Annotated in this window: 19 protein-coding genes and 3 tRNA genes; 12 read left to right on the top strand and 10 right to left on the bottom strand. The window is 68.2% G+C overall.

Going from position 1 to position 21,975, the window contains the following annotated elements; genetic code table 11:
• Position 1 precedes the first annotated feature (1 nt).
• A tRNA-Asn gene (locus BM388_RS00090) sits at positions 2–77 on the top strand.
• 338 nt (positions 78–415) lie between these two features.
• On the opposite strand, the gene BM388_RS00095 is transcribed toward BM388_RS00090, so the two are convergent.
• Positions 416–2,482, bottom strand: a complete 2,067-nt coding sequence (locus tag BM388_RS00095; RefSeq protein WP_089845931.1) for a carboxy terminal-processing peptidase — start codon at positions 2,480–2,482, stop codon at positions 416–418.
• A gap of 143 nt (positions 2,483–2,625) precedes the next feature.
• Between BM388_RS00095 and BM388_RS00100 the strand changes: the two genes are divergently transcribed.
• Positions 2,626–3,924: a M18 family aminopeptidase gene (locus BM388_RS00100; protein WP_089845933.1), complete on the top strand. Its 1,299-nt coding sequence runs from the start codon at positions 2,626–2,628 to the stop codon at positions 3,922–3,924.
• Positions 3,925–4,038: 114 nt separating this feature from the next.
• Here the strand turns inward: BM388_RS00100 and BM388_RS00105 are convergent.
• The 9 genes from BM388_RS00105 to BM388_RS00145 form a co-directional block, all read right to left on the bottom strand.
• Positions 4,039–4,115: transfer RNA gene (locus tag BM388_RS00105), tRNA-Met, on the bottom strand.
• Between the two features lie 86 nt (positions 4,116–4,201).
• A complete protein-coding gene (gene ychF, locus BM388_RS00110) occupies positions 4,202–5,293 on the bottom strand; it encodes a redox-regulated ATPase YchF (RefSeq protein WP_089845935.1) in 1,092 nt (363 codons plus the stop codon).
• A gap of 116 nt (positions 5,294–5,409) precedes the next feature.
• The gene (gene pth / locus BM388_RS00115) at positions 5,410–5,994 is read right to left on the bottom strand and encodes an aminoacyl-tRNA hydrolase (RefSeq protein ID WP_089845937.1); all 585 of its coding nucleotides are present in this window, start codon (positions 5,992–5,994) and stop codon (positions 5,410–5,412) included.
• A gap of 114 nt (positions 5,995–6,108) precedes the next feature.
• Positions 6,109–6,765 carry a 50S ribosomal protein L25/general stress protein Ctc gene (locus BM388_RS00120; protein ID WP_089845940.1) on the bottom strand — a complete coding sequence of 219 codons (657 nt, stop codon included), beginning with the start codon at positions 6,763–6,765 and terminating at the stop codon, positions 6,109–6,111.
• Positions 6,766–6,903: 138 nt separating this feature from the next.
• On the bottom strand, positions 6,904–7,845 hold the full coding sequence (locus tag BM388_RS00125) for a ribose-phosphate pyrophosphokinase (RefSeq protein WP_175535006.1): 942 nt from the start codon (positions 7,843–7,845) through the stop codon (positions 6,904–6,906).
• A 62-nt stretch (positions 7,846–7,907) separates the two neighbouring features.
• Positions 7,908–7,982: transfer RNA gene (locus BM388_RS00130), tRNA-Gln, on the bottom strand.
• A 56-nt stretch (positions 7,983–8,038) separates the two neighbouring features.
• The gene (gene ispE, locus BM388_RS00135; protein WP_089845946.1) at positions 8,039–8,944 is read right to left on the bottom strand and encodes a 4-(cytidine 5'-diphospho)-2-C-methyl-D-erythritol kinase; all 906 of its coding nucleotides are present in this window, start codon (positions 8,942–8,944) and stop codon (positions 8,039–8,041) included.
• Positions 8,945–8,948: 4 nt separating this feature from the next.
• Positions 8,949–9,560: a lipoprotein insertase outer membrane protein LolB gene (gene lolB, locus BM388_RS00140; protein ID WP_089845949.1), complete on the bottom strand. Its 612-nt coding sequence runs from the start codon at positions 9,558–9,560 to the stop codon at positions 8,949–8,951.
• Positions 9,561–9,635: 75 nt separating this feature from the next.
• Positions 9,636–11,441, bottom strand: coding sequence for a tetratricopeptide repeat protein (locus tag BM388_RS00145; RefSeq protein ID WP_089845951.1), 1,806 nt, complete (start codon positions 11,439–11,441; stop codon positions 9,636–9,638).
• Between the two features lie 202 nt (positions 11,442–11,643).
• Between BM388_RS00145 and hemA the strand changes: the two genes are divergently transcribed.
• The 10 genes from hemA (at position 11,644) to BM388_RS00195 (ending at position 21,931) form a co-directional block, all read left to right on the top strand.
• Positions 11,644–12,912, top strand: coding sequence for a glutamyl-tRNA reductase (hemA, locus tag BM388_RS00150; protein ID WP_089845953.1), 1,269 nt, complete (start codon positions 11,644–11,646; stop codon positions 12,910–12,912).
• Positions 12,913–12,921: 9 nt separating this feature from the next.
• Positions 12,922–14,016: a peptide chain release factor 1 gene (prfA, locus tag BM388_RS00155; protein WP_089845955.1), complete on the top strand. Its 1,095-nt coding sequence runs from the start codon at positions 12,922–12,924 to the stop codon at positions 14,014–14,016.
• Complete coding sequence (prmC, locus tag BM388_RS00160) at positions 14,013–14,879, top strand: peptide chain release factor N(5)-glutamine methyltransferase (protein ID WP_089845957.1); 867 nt, start codon at positions 14,013–14,015, stop codon at positions 14,877–14,879. Before prfA ends, prmC begins: the two co-directional genes overlap by 4 nt.
• 150 nt (positions 14,880–15,029) lie before the next feature.
• Positions 15,030–15,530 (top strand): Lrp/AsnC ligand binding domain-containing protein, encoded by a 501-nt coding sequence (locus BM388_RS00165; protein ID WP_089845959.1) that lies wholly within the window; start codon positions 15,030–15,032, stop codon positions 15,528–15,530.
• Positions 15,531–15,538: 8 nt separating this feature from the next.
• Positions 15,539–16,288: a HesA/MoeB/ThiF family protein gene (locus BM388_RS00170; protein ID WP_089845961.1), complete on the top strand. Its 750-nt coding sequence runs from the start codon at positions 15,539–15,541 to the stop codon at positions 16,286–16,288.
• A 367-nt stretch (positions 16,289–16,655) separates the two neighbouring features.
• A complete protein-coding gene (locus BM388_RS00175; RefSeq protein WP_089845962.1) occupies positions 16,656–17,948 on the top strand; it encodes an NAD(P)/FAD-dependent oxidoreductase in 1,293 nt (430 codons plus the stop codon).
• 30 nt (positions 17,949–17,978) lie between these two features.
• Positions 17,979–19,100, top strand: coding sequence for an ABC transporter ATP-binding protein (locus BM388_RS00180; protein ID WP_089845964.1), 1,122 nt, complete (start codon positions 17,979–17,981; stop codon positions 19,098–19,100).
• Positions 19,101–19,110: 10 nt separating this feature from the next.
• Positions 19,111–20,034: an ABC transporter permease gene (locus tag BM388_RS00185; protein WP_089845966.1), complete on the top strand. Its 924-nt coding sequence runs from the start codon at positions 19,111–19,113 to the stop codon at positions 20,032–20,034.
• Positions 20,031–20,828: an ABC transporter permease gene (locus tag BM388_RS00190; protein ID WP_089845968.1), complete on the top strand. Its 798-nt coding sequence runs from the start codon at positions 20,031–20,033 to the stop codon at positions 20,826–20,828. Before BM388_RS00185 ends, BM388_RS00190 begins: the two co-directional genes overlap by 4 nt.
• A 38-nt stretch (positions 20,829–20,866) precedes the next feature.
• Complete coding sequence (locus BM388_RS00195) at positions 20,867–21,931, top strand: ABC transporter substrate-binding protein (RefSeq protein ID WP_089845970.1); 1,065 nt, start codon at positions 20,867–20,869, stop codon at positions 21,929–21,931.
• The last annotated feature ends 44 nt before the right edge of the window (positions 21,932–21,975 follow it).

Here is a 21,975-nt window from a genome sequence, read left to right on the forward strand (position 1 = left end):
TTCCCCGATAGCTCAGTTGGTAGAGCAAATGACTGTTAATCATTGGGTCACAGGTTCGAGTCCTGTTCGGGGAGCCAGTCCTGTCCGGTAATTCTGTCCGGTGCTGTTTCTCGCTTTCCTAGCTCGTCCTTTCTCCGTCGGTCGTTTCTCCTCAGCGCCATTTTCGCCAGCCGGTCGCATCCATGCGTGCCGTATTGCCTCGCGTTGCTGCACCCCAGGCCGCGTCTTTACCGTCTTCTCTTTGCCGTCTCAGAGGTATGGAGTCTCGCATCTGCAAGGGCTCTCGCCACGCCGCAGCGTCGCCGCGACGTGAGGCCGGGCCGCCATTCGAGCCGTGCGGATAGCAAGACGCCGGACCACAGGGGTCCGGCATCATCGTCACGGGGTGGTGTGATTCAGCGCCTCAGTTGAGCTCTCAGTTAAGCTCCGCGTAGTGCCAGCCGTCCTCCAGCTGGCGGTAGTCCAGCAGGATCTGGGCGGTCTCGAGGACCTGGGCACGGTCGATCGGCTCGTCCTCGGCGTCGGCATCCGCGGTCTCGTCCTCGTCGCGGGCATCGGTCCAGTCCTCGAGCGGCTCCAGGCCCAGGGCCCGGCGGCGCTCGTTCTCTAGTGCCAGCTGCTCCGCTTCCTGTGCCTCGACCTCACGCTTGCGCTGTTCGCGGTTGAGGCTGACGCTGGTGTGCTGCGCGCGAAGCTGACGCGCGAGCTCGGAGCGTTGCTCGAGGTAGTGGAAGTTCGGCTGCTTCTCGGCGCGCTCCAGGTGGCGGGCGCGCAGCGTCTCCAGGTGCCGGTGGGGTTCGCCGTAGGTCCGGTACTGCACCTCGCGCACGGTGTCCCACGGCAGGGCATTGTCGAGGCTGCTCTCGCCGATCAGTTCGGGGTCGATCAGGCTCGGGAAGTTGATATCCGGCTCAACGCCGCGGTGCTGGGTGCTCTCGCCGGAGATGCGGTAGAATTTGGCGCGGGTCAGCTTGATCTCGCCGTGGCTGAGCTCGTTGAGGGTCTGCACCGTGCCCTTGCCGAAGGTGTCGTTGCCGACCACCAGGCCGCGACCATAGTCCTGAATGGCACCGGCGAAGATCTCCGAGGCCGAGGCGGAGAGGCGATTGACCAGCACGGCCAGGGGGCCGTCGTAGAGGGCGCCGCTCTCGGTGTCGCCGTAGAGGCTGATGCGCCCGCGGGCGTCGCGGACCTGGACGGTGGGGCCGCGGTCGATGAAGAGCCCGATCAGCGAGTTGGCCTCCTGCAGGGCGCCGCCGCCGTTGTTGCGAAGGTCGAGCACGATGCCCTCGACACCCTCGGCCTGGAGGCGCTCGACCTCGCGGGCGACGTCGCGGGTGGTGCTGCGGAAGTCCTCCTCGCCGGCCTGCCAGGCATCGAAATCCACGTAGAAGGTCGGGATCTCGATCACGCCGAGACGATGCGTGCCGTCATCGCGCTCGACCTCGATCACCTCGCCCTGGGCGGCCTGATCCTCGAGGTCCACGGTGTCGCGGGTGATGTCGATCACCGTGGAGCGCGTCATGTCGATGGCCTGGGCGGGCACCACGTCCAGGTGCACCACCGAGCCCTTGGGGCCGCGGATCAGATCGACCACGTCGTCGAGCCGCATGCCCACCACGTTGACGATCTCGCCGTCCTCCTGGCCCACGCCGATGATGCGGTCGGCGGGCTGCAGGGCGCCGTCGCGCTCGGCCGGGCCGCCGGCCACCAGGCTCGAGACCTTGACGAACTCGCCGTCGGCCTGCAGCAGGGCGCCGATGCCCTCCAGCGACAGCCGCATCTGGATGTCGAAGGATTCGCCCTGGCGCGGCGAGAGGTATTCGCTATGCGGGTCGACGCTGCCGGTCACTGCGGCCATGAAGAGCCCGAAGACATCGGCCGCGTTGGTCTGGCGCAGCCGCGAGAGCTGCCCCTCGTAGCGCTGACGCAGGGTATCTGTCACCTGCTCTGGGTCCTGGTCGCTGATGGTCAGGCTAAGGGCGGCGTTGTTGAGACGCTTCATCCACAGCTCATCAAGCTCGGCCTTACTGCCGGCCCAAGGGCTGTCCTTGCGCTCCAGCTCCAGGCGCTGTTGGCTATCGAAGCTGAAGTCGATGCCCTCGTCGATCCGTGCCAGCAGCCATTCGAGGCGCTGCTCGGCGCGTTCGTGATAGCGCTGGTAGAGGGCGAAGGGGCGGGCCAGTTCGGCGTCAAGCAGTGCCTCATCCATGCCGGTTCGCAGGTCGCTGAAGGCGGCTACGTCGCGGTCCAGCAGGTAGGCGCGCTGACCATCGAGGATCTCCAGCAGGCGCTCGAAGGACCGCCGCGACCAGGCATCGTCGAGGCTGACGTCGGCGTAGTGGCCGTAGCGCAGCGACTCTGCCACTTCAGTAGCCGCCTGGCGCTGATCATCGTTCGGCTCGAGACTGGCCAGGGCCGGCGGCGTGGCCAGCAGCAGGCCTAGAACCGCCGCTCGCCCAAGGGTGACTAACAGGCTCATCGATGAAGCACTCCCCGATTCGTGTACACTCACTCTTCATCCAGACCCCGACCCGGCCGTCGAGTTGCATGGACAGACTTGCCATTGTATCAGCTTGGCCGTGTCGTCAAGACCCCCGAAACGTCCCGCGATAGAGGAATTCCATGTCCGAGGATGCCCGCCTCGAGCGTCTGCTCGACTTTCTGCATCGATCCCCCACGCCCTGGCATGCTACGGCCAACATGGCCGCGCGACTCGAGGCCGCCGGTTTCAGGCGCCTGGAAGAGACTGCCTCCTGGCAGCTCTCGCCCGGCGAGCGAGTCTACGTGACCCGCAACGACTCCTCGATCATCGCCCTGCAGCTGCCCCGCGAGGGGCTCGAGGCCCTGCGCCTGATCGGCGCCCATACCGACAGCCCCGGCCTGCGCCTCAAGCCCAACGCCGCCCAGTGTGCGGCGGGCTGGCTGCAACTGGGCGTCGAGGTCTATGGCGGGGCGCTGCTGGCGCCCTGGTTCGATCGCGACCTGGGTCTGGCCGGTCGGGTCCACGTGCGCCATGCCGATGGCCGCATCGAGGGCGTGCTTATTGATGTCGAGCGGGCGGTGGCGATCATTCCGAGCCTGGCCATCCATCTGGACCGCGAGGCCAACAACGGCCGAACCATCAATGCCCAGACCGAGATGGCCCCGGTGTTCCTCCAGGACGGCGGCCGGCCCGATCTCGAGCGGCTGCTCGCCCGCTGGCTCGAGGAGCAGCACGGCCTGACCGAGGTCGAGGTCCTCGATTTCGAGCTGGCGTTTCGCGACATGCAGGCGCCGGCACGGGTCGGCATCGAGGGCGAGCTGGTCGCAAGCGCCAGGCTCGACAATCTGCTCTCCTGCTTCGCCGGCCTGGAGGCGCTGCTCGAGAGCGATGGCCGCCAGGGCGCGGTGCTGGTGGCCAACGACCATGAGGAGGTTGGCAGCGCCAGTGCCTGCGGTGCCCAGGGGCCCTTCCTCGGCGACGTGCTGCGCCGGGTGAATGCCCAGCTCGGCGAGGCGGGGGAGGAGGGCTTCATTCGCCTGATCCAGGCCTCGCGGCTGATCTCCTGCGACAACGCCCATGCCCTGCATCCGAACTTTCAGGACAAGCATGACGCCGCCCACGGCCCGGCGCTCAACGGTGGGCCGGTGATCAAGGTCAACGCCAGCCAGCGCTATGCCACCAACAGCGCGACCGCGGCGCTGTTCCGCGACCTGTGCCGCGAGGCCGAGGTGCCGGTGCAGACCTTCGTGACCCGGGCCGATATGGGGTGCGGCAGCACCATCGGCCCGATCACCGCCACCGAGCTTGGGGTGCCGACCCTGGACGTGGGGGCGCCCCAGTGGGCCATGCACTCGATCCGCGAGACCGCGGGCGCCCGGGACGTGGACTATCTGGTGCGAGTGCTGACCGCCTTCGTCAATCGCGCCGAGCTTCCCTGAGCGTCTTGATCGCCGGCAGGGCCGCCGTCCGTGCGGTCTCGCCGGCGATCCTGGCGCCCAGATAGCGCGCACCGAAAAAGCCCGCCTGGCGAGCCAGGCGGGCTTTTCGATGTTTGGTGGCTACGCCCTGATTCGAACAGGGGACCCCATCATTATGAGTGATGTGCTCTAACCAGCTGAGCTACGTAGCCGAACAACGGGGGCGAATTCTACGTACCTGACTCGCCCGCGTCAAGCCCAAGCGGCGTCATGAGCGCTTTCGGGGTGCCCCGGCGGCTCAGACGTTGAAGCGGAAGTGGATGACGTCGCCATCCTTGACGATGTACTCCTTGCCCTCCAAGCGCCACTTGCCGGCATCCTTGGCACCCTGCTCGCCGCCCAGGCTGACGAAGTCGTCGTAGGCGATGACCTCGGCGCGGATGAAGCCCTTCTGGAAGTCAGTGTGGATCACGCCGGCCGCCTCGGGGGCGGTGGCGCCGACCTTGACCGTCCAGGCGCGAACCTCCTTCACGCCGGCGGTGAAGTAGGTCTGCAGGCCCAGCAGTGCGTAGCCGGCGCGAATCACCCGGTCGAGCCCGGGCTCTTCCATGCCCAACTCGTCGAGGAACATGGCGCGCTCTTCATCCTCGAGCTCGGCGATCTCGGCCTCGATCTGGTTGCAGACCGGCACCACCACGGCATCCTCGGCGGCGGCGATCCTGCGCACCGTGTCGAGGTAGGGGTTGTCCTCGAAGCCGTCGTCGTTGACGTTGGCGATGTACATGGTGGGCTTGAGCGTCAGGAAGCCGAAGCCCTTGAGCTGCTGCTTGTCGTCGTCATCGAGGCCGAAGCTTCTCAGCGGCTGGCCCTCGGCCAGATGGGGATGGATGCGCTCGAGGATCGCCTTGGTGGCGATGGCTTCCTTGTCGCCGCCCTTGGCCACGCGGACCAGGCGCTGGATGGCGCGCTCGACGGTGTCCAGATCGGCCAGCGCCAGTTCCATGTTGATGATCTCGATGTCCGCCTCGGGATCGACCTGGTTGGCCACGTGGATGACGTTGTCGTTATCGAAGCAGCGCACCACGTGGGCGATGGCGTCGGTCTCGCGGATGTTGGCCAGGAACTTGTTGCCGAGCCCCTCGCCCTTGGAGGCGCCTGCCACCAGGCCTGCGATGTCGACGAACTCCATGGTGGTGGGCAGCACCTTCTGGGGACCCACGATCTCGGCCAGCTTGTCGAGGCGCGGGTCCGGCATCGGCACGATACCGACGTTGGGCTCGATGGTGCAGAAGGGGAAGTTTTCGGCGTCGATGCCCGACTTGGTCAGGGCATTGAAGAGGGTGGACTTGCCGACGTTGGGCAGGCCGACGATACCGCAGTTGAAACCCATGGGATCTTCCTGGAAAGCGAGTTCGGGAATGGAGAATGGCCGGCATTCTACGCGAAAAGAGCGTCGTGCCGACAGCGGCTCGGCTTGATCGGTGATGCCGGCGACGCTCGCAGCGCTCAGCCCTTGAAGCTGTGCAGCCGATTCATGGCCTTCGCCCAGTCGCCGTCGACGGCCTGGGGGAGGGTAGCCAGGCACTCGTCGATGGCGGCGTCGATGGCGCCACGCTCCGCCTTGCCGGGGCGACCCAGCACGTAGTTGGTCACCTGGCGGGCCTCGCCGGGGTGGCCGATGCCGATGCGCAGGCGGTGAAACGACTTGTCGTTGCCCAGGGCGCGGATGATGTCGCGCAGGCCGTTGTGACCGCCGTGTCCGCCGCCGGTCTTGTAGCGCGCCGTGCCCGGTGGCATGTCGAGTTCGTCGTGGGCCACCAGCAGCTCGTCGGGGGCGATCTTGAAGAACTGGCAGAGCGCCGCCACGGCGCCGCCGCTGCGGTTCATGAAGGTGGTGGGCTCGAGCAGGTGCAGCTCCCGACCGTCCAGCCGGACTCGCGCATGGCGGCCCAGGAACTTGCGCTCGGGACGCAGTTCACTGCCCGCCGCCCTCGCCACGGCGTGCACCAGCCAGGCGCCGGCGTTGTGGCGGGTGGCCTCATAGTCGGCGCCGGGGTTGCCCAGACCAATGATCGCTTTCAACTGGCTCATGCCGGTCTCCTCGCGTGCGGCGTGATGGCAAAAAAAATCAAGCGCCGAGGCGCTTGATTCCTGACGACGAAGCGGGCATGTCGAGGCTCCGACATGCCCGCCGGGCAAAACCGATTACTCGGCGTCGCCCTCGCCCGCGGCTTCTTCGCCACCGGCTTCTTCTTCGCCTTCTTCTGCTTCGCTACCACGGACCTTGGCCTTGGTGACGCTCAGGATGGCGTTGTCGTGGTCCTCACCATGGGTCAGGGCGACCAGGGTCACGCCGGCCGGCACGCTGAGGTCGGACAGGTGCAGGGTAGTGCCCATCTCGACGGCACTGATGTCGACTTCCAGGTACTCCGGCAGGTCCTTCGGCAGGCAGCTGATCTCGACCTCGGAGGCCAGCTGGTGCAGCTCGCCGTCGTGGTCCTTGATGGCCACGCAGGCGTCTTCACCGGTCACGTGCAGCGGCACGTTCAGGGTCAGCTCGTGGGTGGCGTCGACGCGCAGGAAGTCGGCGTGAGTCACCAGCGGCTTGAACGGGTGACGCTGCAGGTCACGCACCACGACCTGCTGGGCCTTGCCGTCCACCTGCAGGTTGATGATGGAGGAGAAGAACGCCTCGTCTTCCAGCGCCTTGTAGAAGCTGGTCTTGTCGACGGAGATCGGCTGCGGCGCCTGCTCACCACCATAGATGATGGCCGGCACCTGTGCGTTGGCACGACGCAGGCGGCGGCTCGCACCTTTCCCCAGGTCGTTGCGAACGCTGGCATTGAGTGTGTAATCGGACATGGAATTGCCTCTTTCTGAAGGTAAGGAAGACGCCGTGGCCCGCGACCAGACCGCGGCGTTTCCGGGAGCCCCGTGGGGCGCTGCTCCGACGCCTCGTCCCGCTGTGCCGTCCGCCGAGCGCTGCTCGGCGGGTCGGCCTCAGTGGAACATGGCGCTGACGGATTCTTCGTTGCTGACCCGGCGGATCGCCTCGGCGATCAGCCCGGCCACGCTGAGCTGGCGAATGTTGCCGCTGCGACGCGCGGCCTCGCCGAGCGGGATGGTGTCGGTCACCACCACTTCATCGAGCACCGAGCCAGAGATGTTGTCGACGGCCGGGCCGGACAGGATCGGGTGGGTGGCATAGGCCACCACGCGACGGGCGCCGCGCTCCTTGAGGGCCTCGCCGGCCTTGCACAGGGTGCCGGCGGTATCGATCATGTCGTCCACCACCACGCAGGTGCGGTTCTCGATCTCGCCGATGATGTGCATCACCTGCGCCTGGTTGGCCGAGGGGCGGCGCTTGTCGATGATCGCCAGGTCGGCATTGAGCTGCTTGGCGATGGCGCGCGCGCGGACCACGCCGCCGACGTCGGGCGAGACGACGACGAGATCGTCGTAGTTCTGGCGCTCGATGTCGTCGAGCAGGATCGGCGAGCCGTAGACGTTGTCCACCGGCACGTCGAAGAAGCCCTGGATCTGATCGGCGTGCAGGTCCATGGTCATGACCCGGTCGACGCCGGCCTTGACCATCATGTCGGCGACGATCTTGGCGGAGATCGGCACGCGGGCGGAGCGCACGCGGCGGTCCTGACGGGCGTAGCCGAAGTAGGGGACCACGGCGGTGATCCGAGTGGCGGAGGCGCGGCGCAGCGCGTCCACCATCAGGATCAGTTCCATCAGGTTGTCGTTGGTCGGTGCACAGGTGGGCTGCAGGACGAAGACATCCTTGCCGCGCACGTTCTCGTTGATCTCGACCGCGACTTCACCGTCGCTGAACTGCCCCACCGTGGCGTTGCCCAGGCGGGTATCCAGGCTCTCGGCGACTTTACGGGCGAGATCGGGATTGGCATTCCCGGCGAAAACCATCAATTTTGACACGCGCAGCCACCTTTGCTGTGTTGGGTCTTCAGGGGTTGGGGTCGACGGGGATCCGGTCGGCATGGCTGGGGCAGCAGGATTCGAACCTGCGCATGGCGATACCAAAAACCGCTGCCTTACCGCTTGGCTATGCCCCAGGATCAGCTCCGCGCCGGCATGTCGGACATGTCTCGACGCCCGGGGGCGGCGAGGGTCATCGACCCAGCGCAGCATGAAGAGGTGAGCGGTTCAGCCCGCGCGCCGTGAAGGCGTGCCAGCCCTCGGGAACTTCGGCCAGGAGACGATCTGCCCGTGACTCGCTCTCGAGACGGGCAAAGATGCAGGCGCCGGTGCCGGTCAGCATGGTCGGTGCCCGCTGGGCCAGCCAGTCGAGTGCGCGCGCCACTTCGGGATAGTGCCTCCGGACGGTGTCCTGGCAGTCGTTGCGCCAGCTCGCCGCTCCCCCCTGCAGTGCGCGCGCCATGGTAATCGGGGGGGTATGGCGTGTCAATTCGGGCGCCCCGAACACGGCCGGCGTGGAGACCGTGACGCCGGGGTGGATGACCACGAACCAGGGGGTGTCGAGGGTCACCGGAGTCAGGCGTTCACCGATGCCTTCGGCCCAGGCGGCGTGGCCGTGCACGAAGACCGGCACGTCGGCGCCGAGGCGAAGGCCGAGGCGGGCGAGCTCGGTCAGCTCCATACCGAGCCCCCAGAGGGCATCGAGGCCGAGCAGGGCGGTGGCGGCATCCGAGCTGCCGCCGCCGAGCCCCCCGCCCATGGGCAGGCGCTTGTCGAGGTGGATGTCGGCGCCCAGGCGACGGCCGCTCTCGCCCTGCAGCAGGCGCGCGGCGCGCAGGATCAGGTTGTCCGCGGGCGCGACGCCGTCGAGGCTCGGTGAGAGGTTCAGTTCACCGTCCGTGCGGCGACGCAGGGTGAGGGTGTCGCCGGCGTCGAGGAACTGGAACAGCGTCTGCAGCTCGTGGTAGCCGTCTGGTCGGCGCCCGGTGATGTGCAGCAGGCGATTCAGCTTGGCTGGCGCGGGCAGCACCAGCGGCTCGGCTCGGGATGAAGAATAGTGTGCAGAACGGATCGCAGAACGGGGGGGGGTGCGGGGCATGACGTCACTCATCGAGGGTGGGGCGCCACTCGGTGACCACCAGGGTCGCCCGCAGCGTGCCATAGGTCATCACCATCCGCCGCGGCAGCCAGAGGCCGTCGACGCGGGTCCAGTCGCGGTAGCCGATCTCCCAGCCGTCCTGCTCGAGGCGCTGGGGGAAGCCCAGCTCGTCGCGCTCGAGCCGATAGGTGCCCTGCGGGGAGGGCAGGCCGCGCACCCAGTCGGAGAGCGCGCTGACTGGCAGCGACCAGCCCAGCTGCTGGGTCATCAGCGCCTCCGGCGTCTCGGCCTCGAAGCGCCCCTCGGCGGTGGTCAGCGAGAAGCGCCCCTCGCGCCCCTCGAGGGTGCTGCGGCCGCTGCCGAAAGGGCCGCTGATCAGCAGGCGGTAGTAGTGGGGATGCTGGCTCCAATCCAGATTGGCACTGGTGGAGTCTTTCGGGGTACGCAGGCCGACCTTGCCGGCCAGCAGCCAGGTGTCGAGCTCGGTGAGGCGCGCTTGCTGCGCCGACCACTGTCCGGCGGCGCGCTCACCCTCGGGCGGCGTGGGGCGGCTCGCACAGCCGGCCATCAGGACGAGGACCAGCAGGGGAATCAGCAGTCGCGTGAGGTGCGTCATGGGGCGTTCCGTTATTGAGAGTTCCTTCAGGGAATTTTCCGTTATGGAAAGATCCGTGTTGGAAGCTTCCGTTTGTCAGGGGGAGGTCGTCGCGCCGGCAGCGTCCAGTTCGGGCTGACGCCGCAGCAGCTCGTCGATCAGCGGGCGCGCCTCGAAGCGCTCTCGAGCCTCCTCGAGCAAAGCGCGGGCCTGGGCCTTCTCGCCCAGCGCCCAGAGCACCTCGATCAGGTGGGCGGCGATCTCCTGGTCGGGCATCGCCGCCCAGGCGCGCCTGAGCCAGGGCAGGGCACGGGCGGGCTCGCCCTGGCGATAGTAGACCCAGCCGAGGCTATCGAGGATGGCGGGGTTGTCCGGCGCGAGCTCATGGGCGCGTTCGATCAGCGCTCGCGCCTCGTCCAGGCGACCCTCGATATCGGCATCGGCGAGGGTATAGCCCAGCGCGTTGAGGGCGGTGGCGTTCTCCGGGTCGTGCTCGATGAGGTGGCGCAGGTCGGCTTCCATGGCGGCGAGATCGCCGTCGGCGAAGGCGCGCATGGCGCGCTGGTAGCGCAGCCGCTCGTCGTCCGGGCGCCGCGCGAGCTCGCTGTCGAGCAGGGCCTCGGCCTGCTCGGCGAGGCCCGCCTCGTCCAGCAGCTCGACCTCCACGGAGGCCAGCTCGCTCTCGTAGGCCTCGTGACGCAGCCGCTCCAGGCGCAGGAAGGCGCGCGCATCGAGTCGCCGGTCGGCCGCCATCAGCATCGAGGCCGCGCTCACCCGCGCCGGCAGGAACTGTTCGCCCTCCGGCACCTGGCGGTAATAGAGGAGGGCGTTGCCGATTTCGCCGCGCTCCTCGGCGATGGCGCCGAGCAGCAGGAAGGCCATCGGCGGGGCCTCGTCGTCGCCGACCAGCGGCAGCAGCAGGCGGCGCGCCGGCGCCAGGTGCTCGCGCTCGAGAAACAGGCGAGCCAGGCCCAGGCGCAGCGAGGCATCGTCGCCGTGGTCGGCGAGCAGCGTCTCGATGGCGTCCTCGGCGGCCTCGACGCTGCCCATCGCAAGCTCGGCCCGGGCGAGCAGCAGCATCAGGCGGGGATCGCCGGGCGATACCTCAAGGCCCCGGCGGGCGTGCTCGCGCGCCGCGGAGGGGGCCTCTGCCTGGAGCGCGAGGCGTGCGCGCAGTCGCCACAGTTCCGGCCGCTCGGAGGCCTGTCGGGCGACTTGCATCAGGCGACGCTCGGCCGCCGCCGGCTGACCCGCGGCGGCCTCCAGCAAGGCGGTGGCGAGCTCGGCATCGATGCGGTTCGTGGCCGCGGGGCGCGCCAGGTGGGCCCGCAGGCGGTCGAGCAGCGGAGTCGGATCGGCCCCGGCGTCGAGGGCGGTCTCCACGAGCCCGAGCAGCGCGTTGCTCGCCTCCTGCTCGCCGGCGCCCTGTTCGTTCACGCCCTGTTCGATTACATCGAGGCGATGGCCCAGGGCGGCGGCCCAGTCGCCGCGCTGGAGAGCGAGGCTTGCCAGCAGCCGCGAGGGGGCGTCGCTGCCCGGGGCCAGGCCCTGCCAGCGCTGTGCCGCCTCCTCGAGCAGCGCGGGATCCTCGCTGAAGCGGGCGGCCAGGGTGGCGCGCTCGGCCAGTGCGACCGAGTCGTAGCGCTCGGCGGCCTCGATAAAGCCCTGGGCGGCGCGGGTGTAGTCGCTGCGCTGGCCGGCCATCTCGGCCTGCAGCAGGCCGGCGAGGCCCTGGGCGTCCAGGCCGCGGGTGATCGGGGGCGCCCCGGCGAGCGGATCCCGCCCGGGCTCGGCGGCCGACGAGGCTCCCGGCAGTCCCTGGCAGCCGGCGAGCAGGAAGGCCAGCGTCAGGGGAACCAGGGGCGTATGGCGAGAGAGTCGGGGGAGCGTTCCGCGGGGCATGCGCGTCTCGTGCTGGAGGCCGAGCCGCCAGCATAACGGCTCGACCCGTCCGGGCAAAGCGTGATCCCCGTCACGGCATGCCGGGGCGCTTCCGGCGGCTGGCCTGTGCTAGAATGCGGCGCTTCGAGGATGGGCGGTCCGCGCCGTCGGATATCACCATGTCGCCCTTGCCGGAACCACGACTCGCGAAGATGCCGAACGCATGACGCTTCTTGCCCTGGGAATCAACCACCGGACCGCCAGCATCGAGGTGCGCGAGCAGGTCGCCTTCTCGCCCACTCAGCTGGAGTCGGCGCTGGCCGAGCTGCGTGCCTTGCCGGAGGTGCGTGAGGCGGCGGTGCTGTCCACCTGCAATCGCACCGAGCTCTACTGCGCCACCGGCTCCGGCGGCGAAGGCGAGATCCTCGACTGGCTGGGGCGCTTCCACGGTCTGAAAGTGGAGGATCTTACCCGCTGCGCCTACCACTATCGCGAGAATGAGGCGGCGCGCCATCTGATGCGCGTGGCCGTGGGGCTCGATTCCATGGTGCTCGGCGAGCCGCAGATCCTGGGCCAGCTCAAGGACGCTTACCAGTCGGCCCGCCACGCGCGCAGCCTGGGCGGTGAGCTCGAGTGCCTGTTCCAGAACACCTTCGCCGTGGCCAAGCAGGTGCGCACCGAGACCGGCATCGGCCGCAATCCGGTGTCGGTGGCCTACGCGGCCGTTAACCTGGCCAGCCGCATCTTCGGCGACTTCACCCGCTCCCGGGCGCTGCTGATCGGCGCCGGCGAGACCATCGAGCTGGTGGCGCGCCACCTCCACGAGGCCGGCGTGCGCCAGCTCACCGTGGCCAACCGCACCCGCGAGCGGGCCGAGGTGGTCTCCGGTCCGCTGGGCGGCCAGGCGATCACCCTCGATGCGATCCCCGACGCCCTGGTCGAGGCCGATATCGTGATCTCCTCTACCGCCGCGCCGCTGCCGATCCTGGGCAAGGGCATGGTCGAGCGGGCGCTCAAGAAACGGCGCCACCGTCCCGTCTTCATGGTCGATATCGCCGTGCCCCGGGACATCGAGCCCGAGGTGGGGGAGCTCGCCGACGTCTTCCTCTATACCGTCGATGATCTGCAGGAGGTCATCGAGGAGAATCGCCGCCATCGCCAGGTGGCCGCCGACCAGGCCGAGTCGCTGATCGAGCACGGCGTGGGCAACTGGCAGCACGAGCGACGCATCCGCAGCGGCGGTGAGCTGATTCGCGACGTGCGCGCCCGCGGCGAGTCGCTGCGCGAGCTCTCCGAAGAGCAGGCGCTGGCGCGCCTGGCCCGCGGCGAGGACCCCGAAGCGGTGATCCGCCGGCTGGCCCATCAGCTCACCAACCGCCTGCTGCATCGCCCTACCGTGGCGATGCGCGACGCGGCTTCACATGAGCAGCACGACCTGCTTCATGCCGCCACGACCCTGCTGCTGGATGAATCCACTGACCACTCCCGATAGGATGCGCCGATGAAAGCCACCCTGCGCCAGCGCCTCGATGCCTTCATCGAGCGCTTCGAGGAGCTTGCCGCCCTGCTGGCCGAGCCTGAGGTGATCAGCGACCAGACCCGCTTTCGCGACTACTCGCGGGAATATGCCGAGCTCGAGCCCCTGGTCGAGGCCTGGGGCGAGTACCTCGCCGTGGAGGCCGACATCGCCTCCGCCGAGCAGCTGCTGGGCGATGCCGACGCCGAGATGCGCGAGCTGGCCGAGCTCGAGCGCGACGAGGGCCGCGAGCGGCTCGAGGCCCTCGAGGTGCGGCTCAAGCAGCTGCTGGTGCCCAAGGACCCCGATGATCGCCGCAACGTCTTCCTCGAGATCCGCGCCGGCACCGGCGGCGACGAGGCGGCGCTGTTTGCCGGTGATCTGTTCCGCATGTACTCCCGCTACGCCGAGCAGCACGGCTGGAAGGTCGAGGTGGTCAGCGCCAGCCACGGCGACATGGGCGGCTACAAGGAGATCATCTCCCGGGTCAAGGGCGAGGGGGTCTATGCGCGCCTCAAGTTCGAGTCCGGCGCCCACCGGGTGCAGCGTGTGCCGGCCACCGAGTCCCAGGGCCGCATCCACACCTCGGCCTGCACCGTTGCGGTGATGCCCGAGGCCGACGAGGTCGGCGACATCGACATCGACCCGAGCGACCTGCGTGTGGACACCTTCCGCTCCAGCGGTGCCGGCGGCCAGCACGTCAACACCACCGACTCCGCCATCCGCATCACCCACCTGCCCAGCGGCGTGGTGGTCGAGTGTCAGGAGGAGCGCAGTCAGCACAAGAACCGCGCCAAGGCGATGTCGCTGCTCGCCGCCCGGCTCAAGCAGTCGGCCGTGGCCAGCCAGCGCCAGCAGCAGGCCGATGCCCGGCGCTCCCTGGTCGGCTCCGGGGATCGCAGCGAGCGCATCCGCACCTACAACTTCCCCCAGGGGCGGATCACCGATCACCGCATCAACCTGACGCTCTACAAGCTGGGCGAGGTGGTCAGCGGCGAGCGGCTCGACGACGTGGTCGAGCCGCTGATCCACGAGTATCAGGCCGAGCAGCTGGCGGCCCTGCAGCAGGACGCCGGATGATCCTCGATCACCTGCTGGCCCGCGCCGCTTCTCGGCTTGCGGCCGCCGGGTCGCCGAGCCCGCGCCTCGATGCCGAGGTGCTGCTCTGCCACGCGCTGGGGGTGGATCGCACCTGGCTCTATACCTGGGGCGATCGCCAGGCGCCGAGCATCGAGCGGGCTCGCTTCGAGGCGCTGGTGGCGGCCCGCGCCCAGGGCCGCCCGATTGCCTATCTGACCGGCGAGCGGGAGTTCTGGGGCCTCGCGCTTGCCACCTCGCCGCATACGCTGATCCCCCGGCCGGACACCGAGTGCCTGGTGGAGGCGGCCCTGGCCCGTGCCGCGGCCCCCGAGGGTCGCCTTTTGGATCTGGGCACCGGCACCGGGGCCATCGCCCTGGCCTTTGCCAGCGAGCGGCCCGGCTGGTCGGTGCTCGGGGTGGATATCCGTCCCGAGGCCGTGGGCCTGGCCGTGCACAACGCCACGCGACTCGGCATCGCCAACGCCGCCTTTCGCGAGAGCGACTGGTTTGCCGCGCTGACCGATGACGAGTGCTTCGATCTGATCGTCTCCAACCCGCCCTACATCGCCGCGGATGACCCGCACCTGGCCCAGGGCGACGTGCGCTTCGAGCCGCACAGCGCCCTGGTGGCGGCCGACGGGGGCCTCTTTGACCTGCGCCACCTGGTGCGCGAGGCCGGCCGGCACCTGCTCCCCGGCGGCTGGCTGATGCTCGAGCACGGCTTTGAGCAGGCCGAGGCGGTGCGCGGGGTGTTCGAGGCCGCGGGCTACGTCGAGGTGGCGAGCCGCGTCGATCTGGGCGGTCATGCGCGGGTCAGCCTGGGGCGGCGAGTTGACGACGAGACTGGAGCCGAACGGCCGTGATGTGGTACATCTTTCAGCAGAATAAAACGCCACGTCTCGTCGCCTTTGCATGCGTGAAGCCCACCGAGGCCCCCGAGGAGGGGTGTTTTACAGGTGATCGTACTGTCGCGACGGCGTGAAAGCCCCACCCAGATCGGCCTGCCAACGACAATGAAAGCCAAGACCCGCTCGCTCGACCGCATCGACCTCAAGATCCTGCGCTGCCTGCAGGACAATGCCCGCATCTCTTACGTCGACCTGGCCTCTCAGGTCGGGCTTTCGACCACGCCCTGCCTGGAGCGCGTCAAGCGCCTCGAGCGCGCCGGCATCATCCGTGGCTACAAGGCGCTGCTCGATCCCCGGGCGCTCAAGGCTAACCTGCTGGTATTCGTCGAGATCAGCCTGGAGACCCAGTCGCCCGCGGTGTTCGACGAATTTCGCCGCGCCGTGGCCAAGCTGCCGCAGATCCAGGAGTGCCACCTGGTCTCGGGGCAGTTCGACTACATCCTCAAGTGCCGCATTCCGGAGATGTCGGCCTATCGCCAGCTGCTCGGCGACGTGGTGCTGACGCTGCCCGGGGTGAAGGAGTCCAAGAGCTACGTGGTGATGGAGGAGGTCAAGGAGAGCTTCAGCCTCCACGTGCCCGACATCGAGGAGTTCGAGGAAAAGTGAGCCCCGCCATGGATGATCAGTCCCTGCTGCGCTATAGCCGGCAGATCATGCTCGAACAGGTCGACATCGACGGCCAGCAGCGCCTGCTGGCCGGCCACGCCCTGGTGATCGGCGCCGGCGGGCTGGGCTCGCCGGTGGCCCTCTACCTGGCGGCCGCGGGGCTGGGTCGGCTGACCCTGGCCGACGCCGATGCGGTGGAGCTCTCCAACCTGCAGCGCCAGATCGCCCACGCCACCGCGGACATCGGACGCAACAAGGCCGAGTCGGCCCGCGAGGCGGCGCTCGCCCTCAATCCCGGCTGCGTGATCCAGGCGATCGACGACCATCTCGATGGCAAGGCCCTGGCGCGGGCGGCCGCCGAGGCGGACGTGGTGCTCGACTGCACCGACCGATTCTCCAGCCGCTATGCCATCAACGCCGCCTGCCGGGCGGCCGGCGTGCCGCTGGTGTCGGGCGCGGCGATCCGCTTCTCCGGCCAGCTCGCCGTCTTCGACCCCCGCGACCCGGATGCCCCCTGCTACGCCTGCCTCTACCCGCCGGGGGAGGAGGGCGACGAGGAGCTGCGCTGCGCCGAGAACGGCGTGATCGCCCCGCTGGTGGGACTGATCGGCAGCTTCCAGGCGCTGGAGGCGATCAAGCTCGTCAGCGGCGCCGGCACGCCCCATCGCGGCCTCTCCACCTTCGATGGCCTCACCGGCCAGTGGCGCCACTTCGGGGTGCCGCGCGATCCCGCCTGCCCGGTCTGCCACGCGATCTGACCCGCCGTCCACGCTCTGCCGTGCCGCTCCCTGCGCTCGCCTCACGAGCGCAGGGAGCGGACGCCTCTTCGGTCGTTGATGGCTCCGAGTGATGGTGATTACTTGACGGTATCTGGTGGCCGTTTCGTGCGGCGGCTTCGCCCGCGCCTGCTCGTAGCTGTAGATTTTAATGCTTAAAAACAATGTCTTAGTGGTTTTATTGGAACTGACTTGTTGGCGGTTCGTTTAATGCATCATTTCTTCAGGTGTCAAATACTTGACAGCTATTGTGGTGCTGGTGCCACACTGAGCCTGCCGGAGCGAGCCCTTCATCGATCGCTTCGACCAACAACAATCAGCGCACTGCGCACAACAGACAGGTTCTCGTATGACGATCCCGCCTCGGCCGGAGCATCCGGCGTCCTGGTATCGCGCGTCCATCGCCGTCGAGCTCGGCGACTGTCCCCCGCTCGAAGGAGAGCAACGCGCGGATGTCTGCGTGATCGGCGGCGGCATCACCGGCTGTTCGGCGGCCCTGCACCTGGCCGAGCGCGGCTATTCGGTGGTGCTGCTCGAGGCCGGGGAGATCGCCCATGGGGCTTCCGGGCGCAGCGGCGGGCAGATCCTGCCGGGCCTGGGCACCGACATCGCCACCGTGGAAAAGGCGCTGGGCCGCGAGCGTGCCCGGGAGATCTGGGAGATGAGTCGCGAGGCGGTGCGCCTGACGGCCGCGCTGATCGAGCGTCACGATATCCCCTGCGAACTCTCCTGGGGTTACCTGCATGCCGCGGTAAAGCCGCGTCACGTCCGCGAGCTCGAGGCGTTTCGCGAGCGCATGGCCCGCGACTACGACTATTCGGCCCTCACCCTGCTCGAGGGCGATGCCCTGCGCGAGCACGTGGTGAGCGATGCTTATCCGGCGGCCCTCTTCGACGCCGAGGGCGGTCACCTTCACCCGCTCAACTACACCCTGGGCCTGGCCCGGGCGGCGCGTCGCGCCGGCGTGGCCATCCACGAGCACAGCGCTGCCGTCGAGATCCGCCACGGCGATCCCGCCACCGTGGCCACCGCCCGGGGGCGGGTGGCCGCTGACTTCGTGGTGCTCGGCACCAACGCCTACCAGGCGGGCCTGGTGCCTGAGCTCTCCGGACGCATCATGCGCGCCGCCAACTACATGATCGCCACCGCGCCGCTCAGCGAGGCCCAGGTGGCCCAGGTACTGCCGAAAAACGACGCCCTGTCGGACGCCAACTTCGTGCTCGATTACTACCGCCTCTCCGCCGATCGCCGCCTGATCTTCGGCGGCGAGGTCAGCTACGACGGCCGGGAGCCGCGCAACCTCACGACCCGCATGGACGACAAGATCGCGCGCATCTTCCCGGTGCTCGAAGGCGTGCCCATCGAGTATCGCTGGGGCGGTGACGTGGCGATCACCCTGGATCGTGCGCCGGACTTCGGCCGGCTGGGCCGCAACGTCTACTACGCCCAGGGCTACTCCGGCCACGGCATGGCGCTGGCGGGGCTCGCCGGTCAGCTGCTGACCGAGGCCATCGCCGGGCAGGGCGAGCGCTTCGACGCCTTTGCGGCCATGCCCCATCGCCGCTTTCCCGGCGGCCGCCTGCTTCGCAAGCCGCTGCTGGTGCTGGCCACGCATTACTATCAACTGCGGGACCGGCTGTAACCGGGCCATCGAGAACCGAGAGGGCACCCCATGAATGAGACCATCACGGCGGACGCCGCCGCGGCCCGTCCCCGCGCGGACGGGGCGGAGCAGGGCGCGACGTCGCGTCAGGCATCGGCCATCGAGATGCAGGGCCTGCACAAGCGCTTCGGGCGCGATACCGTGGCGCTGGATGGCGTCGATCTGACCATCGAGGCCGGTGAGTTCTTTACCCTGCTTGGCCCCTCGGGCTGTGGCAAGACCACGCTACTGCGCATCCTCGCCGGCCTCGAGGATGCCGACGACGGTCGCCTGGCCATCGGCGGCCGCGACATCACCGAGGTGCCGCCCCACCGGCGCAGCGTGAATACGGTCTTCCAGTCCTACGCGCTCTTCCCGCACCTCTCGGTGCGCGAGAACCTGGCCTTCGGCCTGAAGATGCGCGGCATGGCCGCCGCGGGGCGCCACGCCAAGGTCGACGAGATCGCCGACTTCATCAAGCTCGGTGACCTCGTCGACCGGCGGGTGGACCAGCTCTCCGGCGGCCAGCGCCAGCGCATCGCCCTGGCCCGCGCCCTGGTCTGCGAGCCCGACGTGCTGCTGCTCGATGAACCGCTCTCGGCGCTCGACGCGGGGCTCAGGAGCCAGCTGCAGGTGGAGCTGTTGCGGGTGCAGAAGCGCCTCGGCATGACGTTCGTCTTCGTCACCCACGACCAGCAGGAGGCGATGGTGATGTCGGACCGCATCGCCGTGCTCAACGGCGGGGTGATCCAACAGGTCGGGCCACCCCGGGCGGTCTACGAGCATCCGGTCAACGCCTTCGTGGCGCGCTTCATGGGCCATGACAACCTCTATTCGGTCACTGGCCGGCAGGGCAGCCGGCTTGCCACGGCGCTGGGGGAGCTCATCATCGCCGAGGCGGGGGAGGGCGAGCTGCTGCTGATCCGCCCCGAGACCCTGGACCTGCTGCCCGGCGAGGTGGCAGGCAACAACCACCTGCCGGCCGTGGTCGCCGAACGGCTCTACCGCGGCAGCCATGCCGAGTACCGCCTGGAGGTCGGCGACACCACCCTGCAGGCGACCCTAAACAATCGCGGGCGGCACCTGCCCGAGGTGGGCGATCGGGTCACCGTCACGGTGGCGCCGCACGACCTGGTCACCCTGAGCGAATGAGGAGACGAGCATGGCCTACAACGGTGTGATGCCGTCCGCCCGCAGCCGCGCCATGGTCCGCGAGGCGCGCCACCTGCTGTTCACGGTGGCCCCCGGGGCGATCTGGATCGTGATCTTTCTGGTGCTGCCCGGCGCCTACCTGATGGGCGTGGCCTTCATGACCAACGGTCCCTACGGGCTGCCGGAGATGCCGCTCTCGCTTGCGTCGTTCGAGCGCCTGGCGGGCTTCGGTTTCCTTGGCTGGAGCCCCGGCAACCTCTACACCCTGCTGCGCTCGCTGTGGCAGACGGCCGTCTCCACGGGCCTCGTGGTGCTGGTGGCCTATCCGATCGCCTACTACATCACCACCTGCCGCGAGAAGTGGCGGCCGATCATGCTGCTGCTGGTGGTGGTGCCGAGCTGGACCAACCAGGTGATCCGCACCTTCGGCTGGATGAACCTGCTGGCCCCCGGCACGCCGCTCTCCGGCCTGGCCGAGGGGCTGGGCCTGATCGCGCCCAACATGGGGCTCTATCCCTCGAACTTCGCGGTTACCCTGGGCCTGGTCTACAACTTCCTGCCCTTCATGGTGCTGCCGCTCTACGCCGCCTTCGAGAAACTCGATACCGCCCAGGTCGAGGCCGCTCAGGACCTCTTCGCCTCGCCGGTGCGCGCCTTCTGGCACGCGGTCTTCCCCCAGACCCTGCCGGGGCTGCTGGCCGGCATCGTGCTGGTGGCGATTCCCGCCTTCGGCATGTACGTGATCCCTGAGCTGCTGGGCGGGGGCAAGGGCATGATGCTCGGTAACCTGGTGGCCACACAGTTCTCGGGCGGCGCCAACTGGCCGCTCGGCGCGGCCGGCGCGATCCTGATGCTGATCGCCACCTTCATCGGGCTGTTCGCCATGCGTCGCATCGGCAAGCGCCTGGGTGGCGGCGAGGAGGTGGTGATATGAGAAAGCGCACGCTCAAGCGCGGCCTGACCGCCTTCTGGTGGGCCACCCTGGCGTTTCTCTACCTTCCGCTGGCGGTGGTGGTGCTGTTCTCCTTCAATGCCGCCAACAGTGCCGCCAGCTTCACCGGCGTCTCGCTGCGCTGGTACTACCAGCTGATGGGCAACGAGGCGATCCTTTCGGCCTTCGCCAACAGCCTGGTGCTGGCGATCACCTCCTCGGTGATTGCCCTCGTCATCGGCTGTCTGATCGGCTACGGCATGTATCGCCATCGCCACCGCAAGCTCGGCTGGCTGATCGTGCTGATCTACCTGCCCATCGTGTTGCCGGATATTGTCTTCGGCATCTCGGAGATGGCCTTCTTCGTGCAGATCCACCGCCTGACCGGGCTGCTGCAGCCGGGACTCGGGACCATGATCATCGCCCACGTGACCTTCCAGATTCCGTTCGTGGCGTTGATCATCTATTCGCGCTTCGTGGGGCTAGACCCGACGCTGTTCGAGGCCGCCAAGGATCTCTACGCCTCGCCGTTCAAACGGGTCGTCCACTTCATGCTGCCGACCATCAAGCCCGCGTTGATCTCGGCCTTCTTCCTCTCCTTTACGCTGTCGGTGGATGACTTCGTGATCAGTTTCTTCACCGCCGGTCCCGAGAGCGCGACCCTGCCGATCTACATCTGGGGCGCCATCAAGAAGGGGGTATCCCCCGAGATCAACGCCATCGCCACGCTGATGATCGGCGCGGTGGCCATTGCCGCCATCATGAGCCTGCTGTTCAGCCGTCGCCGGCACGCCTGAGCCGGCGCACCTTCCCGCGGGAAACGAGGAGAGTCGACATGCCCAACAACAAGAAGATCCTGGCCCTGTCCCTGGGCGGCCTGCTGCTCGCCGGCAGCGTCCAGGCCCAGGAGAACAAGCTCTATCTGTTCAACTGGACCGAGTACATGGACCCCGAGATCATCGAGGCCTTCGAGGCGCGTTACGACGTCGAGGTGGTGCAGAACTACTTCAACTCATTGCCCGAGATGTTCGCCAAGCTCAATGCCGGCGGGGTCTCCCAGTACGACATTATCGTGCCCTCCAACTACTTCGTGCCGCGGCTGATTCAGACCGGCCTGGTGCAGAAACTCGACAAGTCGAAGCTCGAGAATCTCGACAATATCATGGCGCAGTTCCAGGACCCGGCCTTTGATCCCGGCGCCGAGTACACCGTGCCTTACCAGTGGGGGACGACCGGGATCGTCTACAACACCGAGACCTTCCCGGAGGCACCCAAGAGTTGGTCGCTGATGTTCGATCCGAAGGCCAATCCCGAGCACCCGTTCGCGCTGATGGGCGACGGTCAGGTCAGCATGGGCGGCGCCTGCGCCTATCTCGGCCACGGCTACGACTGCACCGACATGAACGCCTGGAAAGAGGCCGCGCGGCTGCTCATCGAGACCAAGGGACGCGAGACCTTCAGCGGCTTCACCGACGGCACCCCCGCCCTGCAGCAGCTGGCCCGCGGCGTGACCCACGTGGGGCTCTCCTACAACGGCGACTACCTGTTCTTCAAGGAGGAGGACCCCGACTCCTTCGCTACCCTCGACTTCATGATTCCCGACGAGGGCGCCGAGATGTGGGTGGACTCGATGCTGATTCCCTCTGAGGCGCCCAACCCGGACATGGCGCACAAGTTCATCGACTTCATCCTCGAGGCCGAGGTCGGCGCCCAGCTCTCCAACTACAACTACTACGCCAGCCCCAATGCCGCCGCCACGCCGTATCTCGACGAGGTGCTGACCAAGCCCCCCGTCCAGCCGAGCGAGGCCGACATGGAGCGACTGCGCTTCACCCCGAGCCTGGAAGGCGATGCCCTGCAGACCTTCCAGCAGCTGTGGTCCGAGGTCCAGTCCCGCTGAGCGAAGAGTCCCCGGCATCGGGCCGGGGGCTCGCCATTGCGAGC

It is taken from the genome of Halomonas saccharevitans (assembly GCF_900116405.1).
Lineage (GTDB): Bacteria > Pseudomonadota > Gammaproteobacteria > Pseudomonadales > Halomonadaceae > Halomonas > Halomonas saccharevitans.

Bases quoted from the DNA above. Each gene is read 5' to 3' on its own strand.
- prfA (WP_089845955.1), top strand. From the start codon at position 12,922: ATGAAAGCCACCCTGCGCCAGCGCCTCGATGCCTTCATCGAGCGCTTC.
- BM388_RS00195 (WP_089845970.1), top strand. From the start codon at position 20,867: ATGCCCAACAACAAGAAGATCCTGGCCCTGTCCCTGGGCGGCCTGCTG.
- ychF (WP_089845935.1), bottom strand. From the start codon at position 5,293: ATGGGTTTCAACTGCGGTATCGTCGGCCTGCCCAACGTCGGCAAGTCC.
- BM388_RS00185 (WP_089845966.1), top strand. From the start codon at position 19,111: ATGGCCTACAACGGTGTGATGCCGTCCGCCCGCAGCCGCGCCATGGTC.
- BM388_RS00120 (WP_089845940.1), bottom strand. From the start codon at position 6,765: ATGTCCGATTACACACTCAATGCCAGCGTTCGCAACGACCTGGGGAAA.
- lolB (WP_089845949.1), bottom strand. From the start codon at position 9,560: ATGACGCACCTCACGCGACTGCTGATTCCCCTGCTGGTCCTCGTCCTG.
- BM388_RS00175 (WP_089845962.1), top strand. From the start codon at position 16,656: ATGACGATCCCGCCTCGGCCGGAGCATCCGGCGTCCTGGTATCGCGCG.
- BM388_RS00180 (WP_089845964.1), top strand. From the start codon at position 17,979: ATGAATGAGACCATCACGGCGGACGCCGCCGCGGCCCGTCCCCGCGCG.
- ispE (WP_089845946.1), bottom strand. From the start codon at position 8,944: ATGCCCCGCACCCCCCCCCGTTCTGCGATCCGTTCTGCACACTATTCT.
- BM388_RS00095 (WP_089845931.1), bottom strand. From the start codon at position 2,482: ATGAGCCTGTTAGTCACCCTTGGGCGAGCGGCGGTTCTAGGCCTGCTG.
- BM388_RS00100 (WP_089845933.1), top strand. From the start codon at position 2,626: ATGTCCGAGGATGCCCGCCTCGAGCGTCTGCTCGACTTTCTGCATCGA.
- BM388_RS00165 (WP_089845959.1), top strand. From the start codon at position 15,030: ATGAAAGCCAAGACCCGCTCGCTCGACCGCATCGACCTCAAGATCCTG.
- BM388_RS00145 (WP_089845951.1), bottom strand. From the start codon at position 11,441: ATGCCCCGCGGAACGCTCCCCCGACTCTCTCGCCATACGCCCCTGGTT.
- BM388_RS00170 (WP_089845961.1), top strand. From the start codon at position 15,539: ATGGATGATCAGTCCCTGCTGCGCTATAGCCGGCAGATCATGCTCGAA.
- prmC (WP_089845957.1), top strand. From the start codon at position 14,013: ATGATCCTCGATCACCTGCTGGCCCGCGCCGCTTCTCGGCTTGCGGCC.
- pth (WP_089845937.1), bottom strand. From the start codon at position 5,994: ATGAGCCAGTTGAAAGCGATCATTGGTCTGGGCAACCCCGGCGCCGAC.
- hemA (WP_089845953.1), top strand. From the start codon at position 11,644: ATGACGCTTCTTGCCCTGGGAATCAACCACCGGACCGCCAGCATCGAG.
- BM388_RS00190 (WP_089845968.1), top strand. From the start codon at position 20,031: ATGAGAAAGCGCACGCTCAAGCGCGGCCTGACCGCCTTCTGGTGGGCC.